Here is a 15045-nt window from a genome sequence, read left to right on the forward strand (position 1 = left end):
ATCTGATTTCACTCCCACTCGATCGTCGCAGGCGGCTTGCCCGAGATGTCATAAACCACCCGGTTGATCCCGCGCACCTCATTGATGATCCTGTTCGACACGTGCCCAAGCAACTCGTGCGGCAGATGCGCCCAATGCGCGGTCATGAAGTCGAGCGTCTGAACCGCGCGCAGCGCGACGACGTACTCGTAGGTACGGCCATCGCCCATCACGCCGACGCTCTTCACCGGCAGGAACACCGCGAACGCCTGGCTCGTCAGGTCATACCAGGACTTGCCGGTTTCCTTGTCGATCGTGTTGCGCAACGTCTCGATGAAAATCGCGTCCGCGCGACGCAGCAGGTCCGCGAAATCGCGCTTTACTTCACCGAGGATCCGCACGCCCAGACCCGGGCCCGGGAACGGATGGCGATACACCATCGAGTGCGGCAGACCGAGCTTCACGCCCAGTTCGCGCACTTCGTCCTTGAACAGCTCGCGCAGCGGCTCGAGCAGCTTCAGGTTCAGCGTCTCGGGCAGACCACCGACGTTGTGGTGGCTCTTGATGGTTTGCGCGGCCTTCTTGCCCTTGCCCGCCGATTCGATCACGTCCGGATAGATCGTGCCCTGCGCGAGCCACTTCGCGTCCGTCAGCTTGCCCGCTTCAGCCTGGAACACTTCGACGAATTCCGCGCCGATGATCTTGCGCTTCGCTTCCGGATCGGTCACACCGGCGAGCTTGCCGAGGAAGGCCTCGCTCGCGTCGACGTGAATGACCTTCACGCCGAGGTGATCGGCGAACAACGCCATTACCTGTTCGGCTTCGTTCAGACGCAGCAGGCCATGATCGACGAATACGCAGGTCAGCTGATCGCCGATCGCGCGATGCAGCAGCGCCGCCGCCACCGACGAATCCACGCCGCCCGACAGGCCCAGAATGACGTGCTCATTACCAACCTGTTCGCGAATCTTCGCGACGGCCTCGTCGATGTAATGACCCATTTCCCAATCGGCCTTCGCGCCGCAGATCTGCAGCACGAAGCGTTCGAGCATCGCGCGGCCTTGCACCGTGTGCGTGACTTCGGGGTGCCATTGCAGGCCGTAGAAGCGGCGCTGTTCGTCGGCCATCGCGGCGATCGGGCACGAATCCGTCGATGCCATCAGCGCGAAGCCCGGCGGCATTTCCAGTACCTTGTCGCCGTGGCTCATCCACACCTTCAGCATGCCGTGACCTTCGGGCGTGGTGAAGTCGCTGATGCCCTCGAGCAGGCTCGTATGGTTGCGCGCGCGCACTTCGGCGTAGCCGAATTCGCGCAGATGACCGATGTCGACCTTGCCGCCGAGCTGCTGGGCCATCGCCTGCATGCCGTAGCAGATGCCAAGCACCGGCACGCCGAGTTCGAACACGGCTTGCGGCACGCGCGGCGTGTCTTCCTCGGTGACCGAGCTCGGCCCGCCGGACAGGATCACGCCCTTCGGCGCGAAGTCGCGGATGAACGACGCGTCGACGTCGTACGGGTGGATTTCCGAATACACGTTGGCTTCGCGGACGCGACGTGCAATCAGTTGGGTGACTTGCGAACCGAAGTCGAGAATCAGGATCTTGTCATGCATGGCAGCGGACGGAATCAGAAGTGGGCGGATACGGAATGCCGCGCGCGAGGCGCGGCGTCGAATTCAAAGCAGTCCACGCGGCGACGGTCTCAGCGCGGCGCGGACAGCAAACATTACGGTGAAGCACACGGGCGCGGCCAGCCGCACGGCTTGCCGCCTGCGACGCGCGCGAACGAAACCCGGTAGCTTCGGCAAACGGCGTGGCGCAGCGCGCGTCAGCCATGAAACGGCGGCCGGGGCGCGTCAGGCGCCTCGGTGCGGGTGGCGCCCGGCTCGGCCGGATGAAGCGGCGCGGCGCCGACGGATGCTGCGGCAGCCGGATTGACGGGCACGACGGGTTCTGGCGCCGGCTCGGCGTGATAGGCAGGAAAGCCCGCTGTGACGCGTGGCTCGCGCGCGGTGTCGCGTTCGAGTTCACGCTGCCGCGCGGCATCCTTTTCGGCCTGCTTCCCGGCTTCTTTCGCGGCCCGCTTGTCGGCCTTGCTCGGCGAGGACTTGACCACGCCCTCCTTCTCACGCCGCCGCACGGCGCCCGACAGCCGCACGCCGCCGAGCCCGATCACCACCAGCACGACGCCGGCCAGCACCGACACCATCTGCCCGAAGCCTGGCAGCGAAGGTGTACGCAACCCCAGCAGCCAGACCAGCATCAGCACGCCGATCAGCCAGTGCACATGACCGACGACCTTCGCGACCGTCGAGGTCATCGCCCCGTCAAACGACGCATGCACCGCGAGCCACGCGAGCCCGATCAGCGCGACGCCGAACGCCTGGCCGACCAGCGCCGGTTCCGTTGGCACTACTTGCAGCGCGTTGTACAGCGAAGTCCACGGCGCCAGCACGAACAGCAGGCCGGACGCCAGCAGCACCAACGCATCGAGGATCAGTACAACGCGCAGCAGTGGCTTCATGGGTGTTTAGTCCACGTGGTAGTTCGGCGCTTCCTTGGTGATCTGCACGTCATGCACGTGCGACTCGCGCAGGCCCGCGCCGGTAATCTGCACGAACTCGGCCTTCTCGTTCATTTCAGCGATGGTGCGGCAGCCGCAATAGCCCATGCTCGCGCGCACGCCGCCGATCAGCTGGAACAGGATCGCGTTGACCGAACCCTTGTACGCGACGCGACCTTCGATGCCTTCCGGTACGAGCTTGTCGATGTTCGCCGAGTTGTCCTGGAAGTAACGGTCTGCCGCGCCGTCCTTCATCGCGCCGACCGAGCCCATGCCGCGATACGACTTGTACTGGCGGCCCTGGTACAGGAACACCTCACCCGGCGCCTCTTCGGTACCGGCGAACATGCTGCCCATCATGACCGCGCTCGCACCCGCCGCGAGTGCCTTGCTGACGTCGCCCGAGAAGCGCACGCCGCCGTCGGCGACGACCGGCACGCCGGTGCCCTTCAGCGCTTCGGACACGTTGGAGATCGCGGTGACCTGCGGCACGCCGACGCCCGCGACGATCCGCGTCGTGCAGATCGAGCCCGGGCCGATACCGACCTTGACACCATCCGCGCCGTATTCGACGAGCGCCTTGGCAGCGGCCGCCGTCGCGATGTTGCCGCCGATCACCTCGACGCGCGGGAAGTTCTGCTTGACCCACTTGACGCGCTCGAGCACGCCCTTGCTGTGGCCATGCGCGGTATCGACGACGATCACGTCGACGCCCGCCTGCACGAGCAACTCGACGCGCTCTTCATTGTCCGCGCCGACGCCGACCGCCGCGCCAGCGCGCAGCTTGCCGTGCTCGTCCTTGCACGCGTCCGGGTGCTCGGTCTGCTTGGTGATGTCCTTGACGGTCATCAGGCCGCGCAGCTCGAAGGCGTCGTTGACGACCAGCACGCGCTCGAGGCGGTGGCTGTGCATCAACGCCTTCGCTTCGGCGAGCGGCGTGCCTTCCTTGACGGTGACGAGGCGCTCGCGCGGAGTCATGATCTGGCGCACCGGCTCGTCCAGACGTTCTTCGAAGCGCAGGTCGCGGTTCGTCACGATACCGACTAGTTGCGCGCCCTCGACGACCGGGAAGCCCGAAATGCCATGCTGGCGCGACAGCGCGATCACGTCGCGCACTTTCATTTGCGGCGGCACGGTGATCGGATCGCGCACGACGCCCGACTCGAAACGCTTGACCTTCGCGACTTCACGCGCCTGCTCGGCCGGCGTGAGGTTCTTGTGGATAATGCCGACGCCGCCCATTTGCGCCATGGCGATTGCCAGACGTGCTTCAGTGACCGTGTCCATAGCGGCGGACACAAGCGGCATGTTCAGGGAGATGTTGCGGGTCAGCCGGGTCTTGAGGCTGGTGTCGCGCGGCAGAACATCGGAGAAGGCCGGGACGAGGAGCACGTCATCGAACGTGAGTGCTGTTTGGATCAGACGCATGGCAAATCCTATAGGCGCAAAAGCGAATTATACGCGAAACCACCCGGTTTTCACTGCACGAACAGCAGCTTAGCGAATTTCAGACGATTTTTTTACCGATCCGGCGCGCGCCAATTTCGCCCGGTTGTTCGCGTCGAGTTCGATTGGGTTTCGATTGCGCGTTTGCAGATAAAGGGGGCTGATTCGGCGAAGATGCGCGGCGCGAAACCTGGTCGAGCGGCAACCGAATCGCCCGAATGCAGGATCGAACAAGACGCTCCGTCCGCAAAACCGCTATTCTGCCGGCCATTCCAGTTTTTTCAGCAGGGACAGTCGATGCAGCGCGGTGTCGTATATGGGGTAATGGCCGGAGCCTTGTGGGGCATGGTGTTTCTTGTGCCGCGGGTGCTGCCCGACTTCTCGCCGCTGCTGCTCGTCGCCGGCCGCTACTCGATGTACGGGGTCGTGTCGCTCGCGGCTGTCCTGCCGATCGCGCGCTCGCTCGCCAAGCGATTGACCCGCGAGGACCTGATCGCGCTCGTGAAGCTCGCGCTCGTCGGCAATATCGTCTATTACCTGCTGCTGACGGCCGCCGTGCACCTGATCGGGATCGCGCCGGCTTCGTTGATCGTCGGCGTGCTGCCGGTCACGGTCACGCTGGTTGGCCGCCGCGATCACGGCGCAGTGCCGCTCGCGCGCCTCGCATGGCCGCTCGCGACCGTGATGGCGGGCATCGTCTGCATCAATATCGACGTGTTCACCGTGACCGGCGCGACGCCGGTGAGCATCGCGACGCGCCTCGTCGGCGTGGCCTGCGCGGTGGGTGCGCTGGCCTGCTGGACGTGGTTCGCGGTGGAAAACGCGCGCTACCTGCAGCGTCAGACGCATTTCAGCGGCAACGAGTGGTCGGTGCTGTGGGGTGTCGTGACGGGCGCGCTCGGCGGTGCGTTGTGGCTCCTCGTCGCGGCGCTGCCGTCAGGCGGCCCGCAGGGCGAGTTGGCCGATGCGCGCTGGCACACCTTCTGGCTGCTCAACCTGGTGCTCGCGATCGGCGCGTCCTGGCTCGGCAACGGCCTGTGGAATGCCGCGGCGAAGCGGCTGCCGCTGACGCTGTCCGGCCAGATGATCGTGTTCGAAACGCTGTTCGCGCTGCTTTACGCGTTCATTTACGACGAGCGCCTGCCGCGCCCGCTCGAACTCGCGGCCATCGTGCTGCTGGTCGCGGGGGTCTGGTGGTCGGTGCGCCGGCACTCGGACGACGATTCGTCCGGCGCCGCGCGCATCGAGGGCATGGACGATAAGGCGCAGACGTCGGCGCCCTGAAGTGATGTGACGTGATAAGAAACGGGCGGCGCACGAGAAATCCAGCCACCCCAACCCGCGCCGCCTAGCGCGAATCCTTGTTCAGCCAGCGCCGCCCTTCGATCGACCCCGCCTTTCGCGTCTTTTCGACGCGACGTTGGCGCGACACCTTCGGATCCACCAACAACGGCCGGTAAATCTCGACGCGATCATGGTCGGCCAGCACCGCGTCGAGCGGCTTGAGCTTGCCGAACACACCCACCTTCTGCGTGTTCAGATCGATCGCCGGAAAACGCTGCAGAATCCCGCTGGCATCGATCGCCTGTTGCAGCGTCGCGCCCGCCGGCAGCTCGACCGGAATCAGCGCCTGCTCGCCGGCGAGCGCATAGCAGACCTCAACCGACAGCCGCGCGCTCATGACGCACCATAGCGCTGATTGGCGCGCTTCACGAAAGATTCGACGAAGGTATTGGCGATATGATTGAACACGGGCCCGATGATCTTCTCGAGCAGGACGCTGGTGAACTCATAGTGCAGTGCGAACTCGATCTTGCATGCATCGGCGCGCAGCGGCGTGAAGCGCCAGAAACCGGTGAACTTGCGAAACGGGCCGTCGGCGAATTCCATGTCGATGCGCGTCGGACGCTCCATCGAGTTGCGCGTGGCGAAATGCTGCTTGATGCCCTTGAAGTTGATATCGATCTTCGCCTCCATGCTGGTGTCGTCCCGGTGACGGATTTCGACGCCCCCGCACCATGGCAGGAAGTTGGGGTAATCGTCGACGTCGGTGACGAGATCGAACATCTGCTCCGCCGAATGGCGAATTAACACGGTTTTCTGGACATCTGCCATAAATTGAACAGCGCGTGGCAAGGGTGGACGAGCGCTGCGGGCTTTCCTTGCCCCGCTTTGCTAAAATCGTGATTTTAAACGAGTTGGGCACTTTCCATTCATGAGCATTATCGACAACAGAAAAGCCTTCTACGACTACTCGGTCGAAGAGCGCTACGAAGCCGGACTCGTGCTCGAAGGATGGGAGGTCAAGGCGTTGCGCGCGGGGCGCGGCCAGATCAAGGAAGGCTACGTGGTGATCCGCAATGGCGAGCTGTTCCTGATCGGCACGCACATCAGCCCGCTGCCCGAAGCGTCGACCCACATTCATCCCGACCCGGTGCGCACGCGCAAGCTGCTCCTGCATAGCGAGGAAATCAGCAAGCTGATCGGCAAGGTCGAGCAGCGTGGCTACACGCTCGTGCCGCTGAACTTTCACTACAAGAACGGCCGCGTCAAATGCGAGATCGGACTCGCGAAGGGCAAGAAGATGCACGACAAGCGCGAGACCGAGAAGAAGCGCGACTGGGAGCGCGAGAAGGCCCGCCTGATGCGATCGCCGACGTAAGCGCGATTTGTTTCCGGCTCATGCAAGAATGGCCCGCACATCGATGTGTGCGGGCCATTTGCTTTAGCATCACGCGTTCATTGCGCGTTCGTTGCGCGCGTCCTCAGCGCGAGTCGCTTCGCGAGGGCTCCGCTCCCGCCTTGCCCTTGTTCACGATCGCCAGCGCCGACGCGATCATCGAACTCATGTTCGACATGTCGCCCGGCACGATCAGTGTCGTGCCCTGCTTCGCGAGGTTCGAGAACGCATTTACGTACTGTTCGGCGACCTTCAGATTCACCGCGTCCATGCCGCCGTTCAGCTGGATCGCCGCCGCGATCTTCTGGATCGCCTGCGCGTTGGCCTCGGCGACCGCCAGAATCGCCGCCGCCTGCCCCTGCGCCAGGTTGATCGCCGCCTGACGCTCGCCCTCGGATTTCTGGATCGCGGCCTCGCGCCCGCCCGACGCGATATTGATCTGCTCCTGCTTGCGCCCTTCCGATGCCGCGATCAGCGCGCGCTTCTCGCGCTCGGCGGTGATCTGCGCCTGCATCGCGTGAAGGATTTCCTTCGGCGGCGTCAGGTCCTTGATCTCGTAGCGCAGTACTTTCACGCCCCAGTTCGAGGCCGCTTCGTCGAGCGCGGACACGATGCTGTGATTGATGAAATCGCGCTCCTCGAAGGTCCGGTCGAGCTCCAGCTTGCCGATGACCGAGCGCAGCGTCGTCTGCGATAGCTGCGTAATCGCGAACACGAAGTTGCTCGATCCGTACGACGCCTTCATCGGATCGGTGACCTGGAAATACAGCACGCCGTCGACCTGCAGCTGCGTGTTGTCGCGCGTGATACAGACCTGGCTCGGCACGTCGAGCGGAATTTCCTTCAGCACGTGCTTGTACGCGACCCGGTCGACGAACGGAAACGCGAAGCTCAGACCCGGCGTCAGCGTCGCGTGATAGCGGCCGAGGCGCTCGAGCACCCATGCATGCTGCTGCGGCACGATCTTGATGGTCTGCGCCGCGAGCACGATTACGACGATCAGCAGCACTGCCCCGACGATAGTTGAATCCATATCGCTACCCTCCGTTTCTGATTCGAATAGTTTTACGCAGGTTGGTCGGGCCCGCGCTTTCAGCTTGGGCTCTCGTCCTTCGCCTTGTGAAAGGATATCGGTGAGCGTATGTGACGAGCATCGCACCCAACGCTCAAGTTCAGAACGTCAGGTCACGCTCGCGCGGGCCTTCGGCTGGCGGCTCGCGACGACGACGAGGCAACTGCCGCGCAATTCCCTGATCTCATAGACCTGCGCGTCTTCGGGTTCGCCCGCGGCCAGCTCGACGTCCCATGCCGCGCCGCGATAGTTCGCGCGTGCTTTGCGTCCCTGCCAGGCCGGCACGGTCAGCGTCTGTCCGATATCCAGGTTGACGTCGGGATTGCGCGACGCCTGTTCGCGCTTGCGGCGACCAAAGCGCGAGCGTCTGAGCAACACGACCGCCGCGAGCGCAACCAGCGCCGCCACCACGAACTGCAGGTCGGGGCCGGCGCCGGCAATGCGCGCGAGCGCCGCCGCGACGAAGCCGAACGCGACCATCAACAGATAGAAGGTGCCGCTCATCAGCTCCAGCACGACAAGCACACCCGCCCCGATCCACCAGAACAGTCCACCAGGCGCCACGTCGACCTCCACAAAGCAAAACACCCCGGATCTACCGGGGTGTTTATAGCACGAAGCGCACGTGCGTTTAACGCGTGGTGAATGCCGCTTGCGAAGCGGAATGCGGCATGTCGCGCGTTACTGCTTCGACTTCGCCAGCTGCTGCCACGTATCGATGACCGTGTCGGGGTTCAGCGAGATCGATTTGATGCCTTCGTCCGTCAGCCATTGCGCGAAGTCCGGATGATCGGACGGGCCCTGGCCGCAGATGCCGACGTACTTGTCGAGGCGCAGGCACGTTTCGATCGCGCGCTTGAGCATGAACTTGACCGCCGGATCACGCTCGTCGAAATCGGCGGCGAGCAATTCCATGCCCGAGTCGCGGTCGAGGCCGAGCGTGAGCTGCGTCAGGTCATTCGAGCCGATCGAGAAACCGTCGAAGTACTGCAGGAACTCTTCGGCGAGGATCGCGTTGGACGGCACTTCGCACATCATGATCAGGCGCAGACCCTTCTCACCGCGCTTCAGCCCGAACTTGGCTAGCAGCCCGACCACGCGCTCCGCCTGCTTCAGCGTACGCACGAACGGCACCATGATCTCGACGTTGTCGAGGCCCATCTCTTCACGCACCTTCTTCAGCGCGACGCATTCCATCTGGAACGCCTCGGCGAAGTCTTCCGCGATATAGCGCGACGCGCCACGGAAGCCCAGCATCGGATTTTCCTCGTCCGGCTCGTAGCGCGAACCGCCGATCAGCTTCTTGTACTCGTTCGACTTGAAGTCCGACATACGCACGATGACGGGCTTCGGATAGAACGCCGCCGCGATCGTCGCGATGCCTTCGGTCAGCTTGTCGACGTAGAACGCGCGGGGTGATGCGTGACCGCGCGCGACGCTTTCGACCGCCTTCTTCAGGTCCTGGTCGACGTTCGGGTACTCGAGGATCGCCTTCGGGTGCACGCCGATGTTGTTGTTGATGATGAACTCGAGGCGCGCGAGACCCACACCTGCATTCGGCAGTTGCGAGAAGTCGAACGCGAGTTGCGGATTGCCGACGTTCATCATGATCTTCACCGGAATCGGCGGCAATTCGCCGCGCTGCACTTCGGTGATTTCGGTTTCGAGCAGGCCGTCGTAGATCTTGCCTTCGTCGCCTTCCGCGCACGACACGGTGACGAGCGCGCCGTCCTTCAGCACGTCGGTCGCATCACCGCAGCCGACCACCGCCGGCACACCCAGCTCACGCGCGATGATCGCCGCGTGGCAGGTGCGGCCGCCGCGGTTCGTGACGATCGCCGCCGCGCGCTTCATGACCGGCTCCCAGTTCGGGTCGGTCATGTCGGCGACGAGCACGTCGCCCGGCTGCACGCGGTCCATTTCCGACGGATCGTGGATCACACGCACCGGACCCGCGCCGATCTTCTGACCGATTGCGCGGCCGGTGGCCAGCACGTTCGACTGGCCCTTCAGCTTGAAGCGCTGCTCTGCTTTGCCGCCGCCCTGGCTCTTCACCGTTTCCGGACGCGCCTGAAGGATGAAGATCTTGCCGTCGCGGCCGTCCTTGCCCCACTCGATGTCCATCGGACGCTGGTAGTGCTTCTCGATGATGACCGCGTACTTCGCGAGTTCGATCACGTCTTCGTCGGTGATCGAGAAGCGGTTGCGCTGCTCGTGCGCGACGTCGACGGTCTTCACGCGGCCCGGCTCGCCCGGCTTCGTGAACTCCATCTTGATCAGCTTCGAGCCGATCGAGCGGCGGATGATCGGGTACTTGCCCTGTGCGAGCGTGGTCTTGAAGACGTAGAACTCGTCCGGATTCACCGCGCCCTGCACGACAGTCTCGCCGAGGCCATAGCTCGACGTGATGAAGACGGCGTCCTTGAAGCCCGATTCGGTGTCCAGCGTGAACATCACGCCCGCGGCGCCGACGTCCGAGCGCACCATGCGCTGCACGCCCGCCGACAACGCGACTTCAGCGTGCGTGAAGCCCTTGTGGACGCGATAGGAGATAGCGCGGTCGTTGTACAGCGACGCGAACACGTGCTTCATGCGATCGAGCACGTCGTCGATGCCGACCACGTTCAGATAGCTTTCCTGTTGACCGGCGAACGATGCATCCGGCAGGTCTTCCGCGGTAGCGGACGAACGCACGGCAAACGACAGCTCTTCGGGCGAGCTCTTTTGCAGCGTATCGAACCCCGCGCGAATGTCAGCCTCGAGCTGCGGCTGCAGCGGCGCGTCGATAATCCATTGACGGATTTCCTTGCCCGCTTCGGCGAGCGCCTTCACGTCGTCGACGTCGAGCGTCTCGAGACGTTTGGCGATGCGTTCGGTCAGATTGTTGTGCTGCAGGAAGTCACGGAACGCGAGCGCGGTGGTCGCGAAGCCGGTCGGCACGCGCACGCCGGCTTCGGCGAGCTGGCTGATCATCTCGCCCAGCGACGCGTTCTTGCCGCCGACGATTTCCACGTCGGTCATCCGCAACTGCTCGAACGGAACTACATACGCCTTGTCCTTTGCGACGGTAACTGCGTTAGTCATACAAGCCCCTAAGTGTGAAAGAAATTCACGGCTGTGCAAGTGGGCTTGAACACGGGCAGCCCATTGGAAGCTCGACCCCGTGTCTTGCACAACCTGTTAGATAAGCAATCGCATTGACGGCAGACGCGCGCTGCATGAGCGCGCCGGCCATAGATATAACGAAGACCGCGGCGAAGAACGCGAATGAGCGGATTTGCCGCTCGATCCCCTACGTTCAACGCATATTGACGTTTAATAACGTGACGTTGAACGATCGTTCGCGGCAAGTTAGCCGCCAATCGCCTGCAATTGCTTATCCAACAGGTTGCCGCTATTCTACCGTGCCGACTCCTGAAATGTGGCAGTCGGTCGAGAATTGCGCTTCGAATCGCGCCCCGACCCTGCCAGCGGGCTGTTGCGAGGCCGGCCGCCTGGGCGCGAGCGTAGCGCCCACGGCGCGCTGCGTCGACGCCGCCGTCCCCGCCCAACCGCGGGAGCGCGCGCCGCAGCGCGGTTTGATTCGAGCGCGTTATTGCGCTCGCGCTTTCCGGCTCATTTGCCGTTCACGTTCACAGCCCCACTGATGCCGCCCACCGTATTCATCGTCTCAGACGGTACCGGGATTACTGCCGAAACCTTCGCGCATTCGATCCTCTCCCAGTTCGACCAGAAATTCCGCCTGGTTCGCGTGCCTTTCGTCGACTCGACCGAGAAAGCCTACGCGACGCTCGAAAAGATCAACGAGGCGGTCGTGCAGGACGGCCGTCGTCCGATCGTGTTCACCACGCTCGTCGATAGCTCGTCGAATCGGATCGTGAAGGATTCGAACGCGCTCGTGCTCGACATGTTCCAGACCTTCGTCGAGCCGCTCGAGCAGGAGTTGGAGCTGAAGTCGAGCCACGCGATGGGCCGCGGCCACCAGAACGCAGACACCGAGGAGTACAAGAACCGGATCGAGGCGATCAATTTCTCGCTCGCGCACGACGACGGTCAGTCGAATCGCAATCTCGCCGACGCGGACGTGATCCTCGTCGGTGTGTCGCGCAGCGGCAAGACGCCGACGAGCCTTTATCTGGCGATGCAGTACGGCGTGAAAGCGGCGAACTATCCGTTGATTCCCGAAGATTTCGAACGCGGCAAGCTGCCGACGCCGCTGCTCGAGCATCGGCAGAAAATGTTCGGGTTGTCGATCGATCCGCAGCGGCTGTCCGAGATCCGCAACGAGCGGCGGCCGGGCAGCAAGTATGCGGCGCTGGAAAACTGCCGCTATGAGATCAACGAAGCCGAGACGATGATGCGGCGCGAGGGGATCAAGTGGCTGTCGTCCACGCACAAGTCGATCGAGGAGATCGCGACGACGATCCTGCAGGAGATCAAGCTGGATCGGCCGTCGTATTGAGGGACAGCCGAGGCGTTGCGTTGCCTGACCAAGGTCGGCGCAGCGCTGCCCGCGTCTATTTTTTTCGCCCCCGCTGTTGCCGGCACTGCTCGAACACGCAGACCGCCGCAGCGGCCGCCACGTTGAGCGACTCCATGCCGCCCGGTTGCGGAATCGTCACTCGCAACGACACGGCATCGCGCCACGCCTGCGACACACCTGCCCCTTCGTTGCCGAACACCCACGCGAGCGGCCCGCTCAGGTCGCAGTCGTAGATCGCTTCGGCGCCGTGCGAATCGGTGATGACGATCGGCACCGCGAGACGCTCGATCAACCCATTCGCTTCGACGTCCTCATGAATCTGCAACAGGAAGTGCGCGCCCATCCCCGAGCGCAGCACCTTCGACGACCACGCGTACGCGGTGCCCGGCGCGCAGAACACGTGCTGAATACCCGCGGCGGCCGCGCTGCGCAGAATCGAGCCGACGTTGCCCGCGTCCTGCACGCCGTCGAGCACGAGACAGTTTTCCGCGATGCGTTCGGGCAGCGGCGCATCGAGCTTCTCGACGAGCAGCAGAATCCCGACCCCATGCACGACATTCGACAACTGCCCGAACAACGCGTCCGGCAGCGTCACGAGCCGATGCTCGTCGATGCGCGACACGATCGCCTGCGCTTCGTCATGACGCAGCGCGCCGTCGGTGACGACGCACAGCTCCGGCTGACCGGCCACGTCGAGATACGTGCTGGCGAGATGGAAGCCCTCGAGCAGCGCATGGCCGCTGCGGCGCTGTTGATGCGTCGAGCCGGCCAGTGCCTTCAGGCGCTTGTAGAGCGGATTGTCCCGCGAGGTGATGGCTTTCACAGGCAGCGAAGGCGGTGAGAATGGAAAAGGAATCAGCGGCGAATCAACGGCGCGCAAGTGCTGAGCGCGCTCGAGCCGCTCTGACGGGCTCTGTCACGCGAGGCCGGTTTCGCCGGATGCATCGCCGTCGAGCAGCAGCGCATCGGTCACGATGACGGCCGCCGCGCGCCTGTGCCGAACCGCAGATACGCTTCGCGCACCGGCGCGAACGAGCGCCGATGATGCTCGCACGGCCCATGCTCGCGCAATGCCGCGAGATGCTGCGGCGTGCCGTAACCGGCATGCGCGTCGAAGCCGTACATCGGATACACCCGATGCAGCTCGACCAGCATGCGGTCGCGCGTGACCTTCGCGAGAATCGACGCCGCCGAAATGCTCTTCACGAGCGCGTCGCCGCCGATCACCGCTTCGCTGCGAATGCTGAGCGTCGGACAACGGTTGCCGTCGACCTTCACGAGCGTCGGCACGACCGCCAGGCCTTCGACCGCGCGCTTCATCGCGAGCATGGTTGCGTGGAGGATGTTCAGCGAATCGATCTCCTCGACCGTCGCCGACGCGATGCAGTACGCGAGCGCACGCTCGACGATCTTGTCGTACAGCGCCTCACGCTTGCTCGCGGTGAGCGCCTTCGAATCGTCGAGGCCGCGAATCATCGGTTTGGCCGGATCGAAAATCACCGCCGCGGCGACGACCGGACCGGCCAGCGGCCCTCGCCCTGCTTCGTCGACACCGCAGACGATGTCCTCGGCACTCTCGAAGTTCAGGCCGGACTGCGCGGCCACCCGCGCGACGGCAGCGGACCTGCCGCGCGGCGCGCGCGCGCCGGTCATGGCCGCCCCGCCCGCTTCTCGACGACGCTCGCCACGACTTCGGCCGCACGCTGCGCGGTGTTCTGCTTCAGCACGTGATGCATCTCCGTGAAGATTTCCTTCAGCGTGCGCCGGTTCGCCTCGTCGCGCAACTGTTTCAGCGTCGCCTCGGCGAGTGCCTGCGGCGTCGCGAAGTGCTGCAGGATCTCCGGCACCACGAAACGCCCTGCCAGAATGTTCGGCAAGCCAACGTACGGCAGATAGCCCTGGCGGCGCATGATCTGGCCGGTCAGCCAGGGCACCTTGTACGAGATCACCATCGGCTTCTTCAGCAGCGCGGCTTCGAGCGTGACGGTGCCGCTCTTCACGAGGAGCGCGTCGGCGGCGGTCATCGCGAGCTGCGACTGGCCGTCGGTGATGGTCAGCGCGAGACCCGGATGCGCATCGACGAGCGGCTGCAGAAGCGCGCGCAATGCGGGCGTCGCCGCCGGCATCACGAAGCGCACGCCCGGCTCCCGGTGCTGCATCATCTCCATCGCCGCGAAGAACGTCGGCCCGATCAGATCGATCTCCGAGCGCCGGCTGCCCGGCAGCACCGCGATCACCGGCCCGCTTTCCGCGAGACCGAGCGTGCGGCGCGCACCAAGGGTGTCGGGTTCGAGCGGGATCTGGTCGGCGAGCGGATGCCCGACGTACGACGCCGCGACACCCGCCTTTTCGAGCAGCGCGGTTTCGAACGGGAACACGCACAGCATGTGGTCGACCGCCTTGGCGATCTTCTTGATGCGCCCGCCGCGCCACGCCCAGATGGACGGGCAGACGAAATGCACGGTCGGAATGCCCGCGTCGCGCAACGCGTGCTCGAGCCCGAAGTTGAAATCGGGCGCGTCCACGCCGACGAACACCGAGGGAGGCTCGGCGAGCAGTTGACGCTTCAGCTCGTTGCGGATACCGAGGATTTCCGGAATGTGCCGCAGTGCTTCGACATAGCCGCGCACTGTCAGCTTTTCCATCGGCCAGTGGGCGTCGAAGCCCGCGGCGATCATGCGCGGACCGCCGATGCCGTAGTACTGCGTGGCGGCCGGCAGCCGGCTGACGAGACCGTCGAGCAGCGACGCGGCGAGCAGATCGCCGGACGGCTCGCCGGCCACCATCGCGACGCGCAGTGGACTGGGTTGCAAGGCCATCGG

The 15045-nt window shown here is 64.3% G+C and carries 14 protein-coding genes; 3 read left to right on the forward strand and 11 right to left on the reverse strand.

Translation table 11 applies throughout. From position 1 onward, the window contains the following. Positions 1 to 8: 8 nt before the first annotated feature. From guaA to guaB, 3 genes are all read right to left on the reverse strand, one after another. The gene (gene guaA / locus L0U81_RS09005; protein ID WP_233801881.1) at positions 9 to 1592 is read right to left on the reverse strand and encodes a glutamine-hydrolyzing GMP synthase; all 1584 of its coding nucleotides are present in this window, start codon (positions 1590 to 1592) and stop codon (positions 9 to 11) included. Positions 1593 to 1807: 215 nt separating this feature from the next. Next, positions 1808 to 2503: a hypothetical protein gene (locus L0U81_RS09010; RefSeq protein ID WP_233801883.1), complete on the reverse strand. Its 696-nt coding sequence runs from the start codon at positions 2501 to 2503 to the stop codon at positions 1808 to 1810. A 6-nt stretch (positions 2504 to 2509) separates the two neighbouring features. Beyond that, positions 2510 to 3970, reverse strand: a complete 1461-nt coding sequence (gene guaB, locus L0U81_RS09015) for an IMP dehydrogenase (RefSeq protein WP_233801885.1) — start codon at positions 3968 to 3970, stop codon at positions 2510 to 2512. A 315-nt stretch (positions 3971 to 4285) separates the two neighbouring features. On the opposite strand from guaB, the gene L0U81_RS09020 reads away from it, so the two are divergent. After that, a complete protein-coding gene (locus tag L0U81_RS09020) occupies positions 4286 to 5272 on the forward strand; it encodes a DMT family transporter (RefSeq protein ID WP_233801886.1) in 987 nt (328 codons plus the stop codon). 64 nt (positions 5273 to 5336) lie between these two features. Here L0U81_RS09020 and L0U81_RS09025 read toward each other — a convergent pair whose 3' ends face one another. Together L0U81_RS09025 and L0U81_RS09030 are read right to left on the reverse strand one after the other, a co-directional pair. Beyond that, positions 5337 to 5669, reverse strand: coding sequence for an RnfH family protein (locus L0U81_RS09025; RefSeq protein WP_233801888.1), 333 nt, complete (start codon positions 5667 to 5669; stop codon positions 5337 to 5339). After that, positions 5666 to 6103 carry a type II toxin-antitoxin system RatA family toxin gene (locus L0U81_RS09030; protein ID WP_233801890.1) on the reverse strand — a complete coding sequence of 146 codons (438 nt, stop codon included), beginning with the start codon at positions 6101 to 6103 and terminating at the stop codon, positions 5666 to 5668. Before L0U81_RS09030 ends, L0U81_RS09025 begins: the two co-directional genes overlap by 4 nt. A 100-nt stretch (positions 6104 to 6203) precedes the next feature. Between L0U81_RS09030 and smpB the strand changes: the two genes are divergently transcribed. Next, positions 6204 to 6650 (forward strand): SsrA-binding protein SmpB, encoded by a 447-nt coding sequence (gene smpB / locus L0U81_RS09035; protein ID WP_013089686.1) that lies wholly within the window; start codon positions 6204 to 6206, stop codon positions 6648 to 6650. Positions 6651 to 6753: 103 nt separating this feature from the next. Here smpB and L0U81_RS09040 read toward each other — a convergent pair whose 3' ends face one another. The 3 genes from L0U81_RS09040 to ppsA all read right to left on the reverse strand — a co-directional run bounded on the left by L0U81_RS09040 (position 6754) and on the right by ppsA (position 10824). Next, positions 6754 to 7701 carry an SPFH domain-containing protein gene (locus L0U81_RS09040; protein WP_233801892.1) on the reverse strand — a complete coding sequence of 316 codons (948 nt, stop codon included), beginning with the start codon at positions 7699 to 7701 and terminating at the stop codon, positions 6754 to 6756. A gap of 147 nt (positions 7702 to 7848) precedes the next feature. Beyond that, the gene (locus tag L0U81_RS09045; protein ID WP_233801894.1) at positions 7849 to 8304 is read right to left on the reverse strand and encodes an NfeD family protein; all 456 of its coding nucleotides are present in this window, start codon (positions 8302 to 8304) and stop codon (positions 7849 to 7851) included. 117 nt (positions 8305 to 8421) lie between these two features. Beyond that, the gene (gene ppsA / locus L0U81_RS09050; RefSeq protein ID WP_233801896.1) at positions 8422 to 10824 is read right to left on the reverse strand and encodes a phosphoenolpyruvate synthase; all 2403 of its coding nucleotides are present in this window, start codon (positions 10822 to 10824) and stop codon (positions 8422 to 8424) included. Between the two features lie 562 nt (positions 10825 to 11386). Between ppsA and ppsR the strand changes: the two genes are divergently transcribed. Continuing rightward, positions 11387 to 12202, forward strand: a complete 816-nt coding sequence (gene ppsR / locus L0U81_RS09055; RefSeq protein ID WP_233801898.1) for a posphoenolpyruvate synthetase regulatory kinase/phosphorylase PpsR — start codon at positions 11387 to 11389, stop codon at positions 12200 to 12202. A gap of 55 nt (positions 12203 to 12257) precedes the next feature. Here the strand turns inward: ppsR and L0U81_RS09060 are convergent, their stop codons facing one another. The 3 genes from L0U81_RS09060 to lpxB form a co-directional block, all read right to left on the reverse strand. Further along, positions 12258 to 13046, reverse strand: a complete 789-nt coding sequence (locus L0U81_RS09060) for a TrmH family RNA methyltransferase (protein ID WP_233801900.1) — start codon at positions 13044 to 13046, stop codon at positions 12258 to 12260. A 146-nt stretch (positions 13047 to 13192) separates the two neighbouring features. Next, positions 13193 to 13876 (reverse strand): ribonuclease HII, encoded by a 684-nt coding sequence (rnhB, locus tag L0U81_RS09065; protein WP_233801902.1) that lies wholly within the window; start codon positions 13874 to 13876, stop codon positions 13193 to 13195. Beyond that, positions 13873 to 15042 (reverse strand): lipid-A-disaccharide synthase, encoded by a 1170-nt coding sequence (gene lpxB / locus L0U81_RS09070; protein ID WP_233801904.1) that lies wholly within the window; start codon positions 15040 to 15042, stop codon positions 13873 to 13875. Before lpxB ends, rnhB begins: the two co-directional genes overlap by 4 nt. Positions 15043 to 15045: the final 3 nt, after the last annotated feature.

Source organism: Paraburkholderia sp. HP33-1 (genome assembly GCF_021390595.1).
In the GTDB taxonomy this organism is placed as follows: Bacteria; Pseudomonadota; Gammaproteobacteria; order Burkholderiales; family Burkholderiaceae; genus Paraburkholderia.

Bases quoted from the DNA above. Each gene is read 5' to 3' on its own strand.
- lpxB (WP_233801904.1), bottom strand. From the start codon at position 15,042: ATGGCCTTGCAACCCAGTCCACTGCGCGTCGCGATGGTGGCCGGCGAG.
- smpB (WP_013089686.1), top strand. From the start codon at position 6,204: ATGAGCATTATCGACAACAGAAAAGCCTTCTACGACTACTCGGTCGAA.
- L0U81_RS09030 (WP_233801890.1), bottom strand. From the start codon at position 6,103: ATGGCAGATGTCCAGAAAACCGTGTTAATTCGCCATTCGGCGGAGCAG.
- rnhB (WP_233801902.1), bottom strand. From the start codon at position 13,876: ATGACCGGCGCGCGCGCGCCGCGCGGCAGGTCCGCTGCCGTCGCGCGG.
- guaA (WP_233801881.1), bottom strand. From the start codon at position 1,592: ATGCATGACAAGATCCTGATTCTCGACTTCGGTTCGCAAGTCACCCAA.
- ppsR (WP_233801898.1), top strand. From the start codon at position 11,387: ATGCCGCCCACCGTATTCATCGTCTCAGACGGTACCGGGATTACTGCC.
- L0U81_RS09025 (WP_233801888.1), bottom strand. From the start codon at position 5,669: ATGAGCGCGCGGCTGTCGGTTGAGGTCTGCTATGCGCTCGCCGGCGAG.
- L0U81_RS09020 (WP_233801886.1), top strand. From the start codon at position 4,286: ATGCAGCGCGGTGTCGTATATGGGGTAATGGCCGGAGCCTTGTGGGGC.
- ppsA (WP_233801896.1), bottom strand. From the start codon at position 10,824: ATGACTAACGCAGTTACCGTCGCAAAGGACAAGGCGTATGTAGTTCCG.
- L0U81_RS09040 (WP_233801892.1), bottom strand. From the start codon at position 7,701: ATGGATTCAACTATCGTCGGGGCAGTGCTGCTGATCGTCGTAATCGTG.
- guaB (WP_233801885.1), bottom strand. From the start codon at position 3,970: ATGCGTCTGATCCAAACAGCACTCACGTTCGATGACGTGCTCCTCGTC.
- L0U81_RS09010 (WP_233801883.1), bottom strand. From the start codon at position 2,503: ATGAAGCCACTGCTGCGCGTTGTACTGATCCTCGATGCGTTGGTGCTG.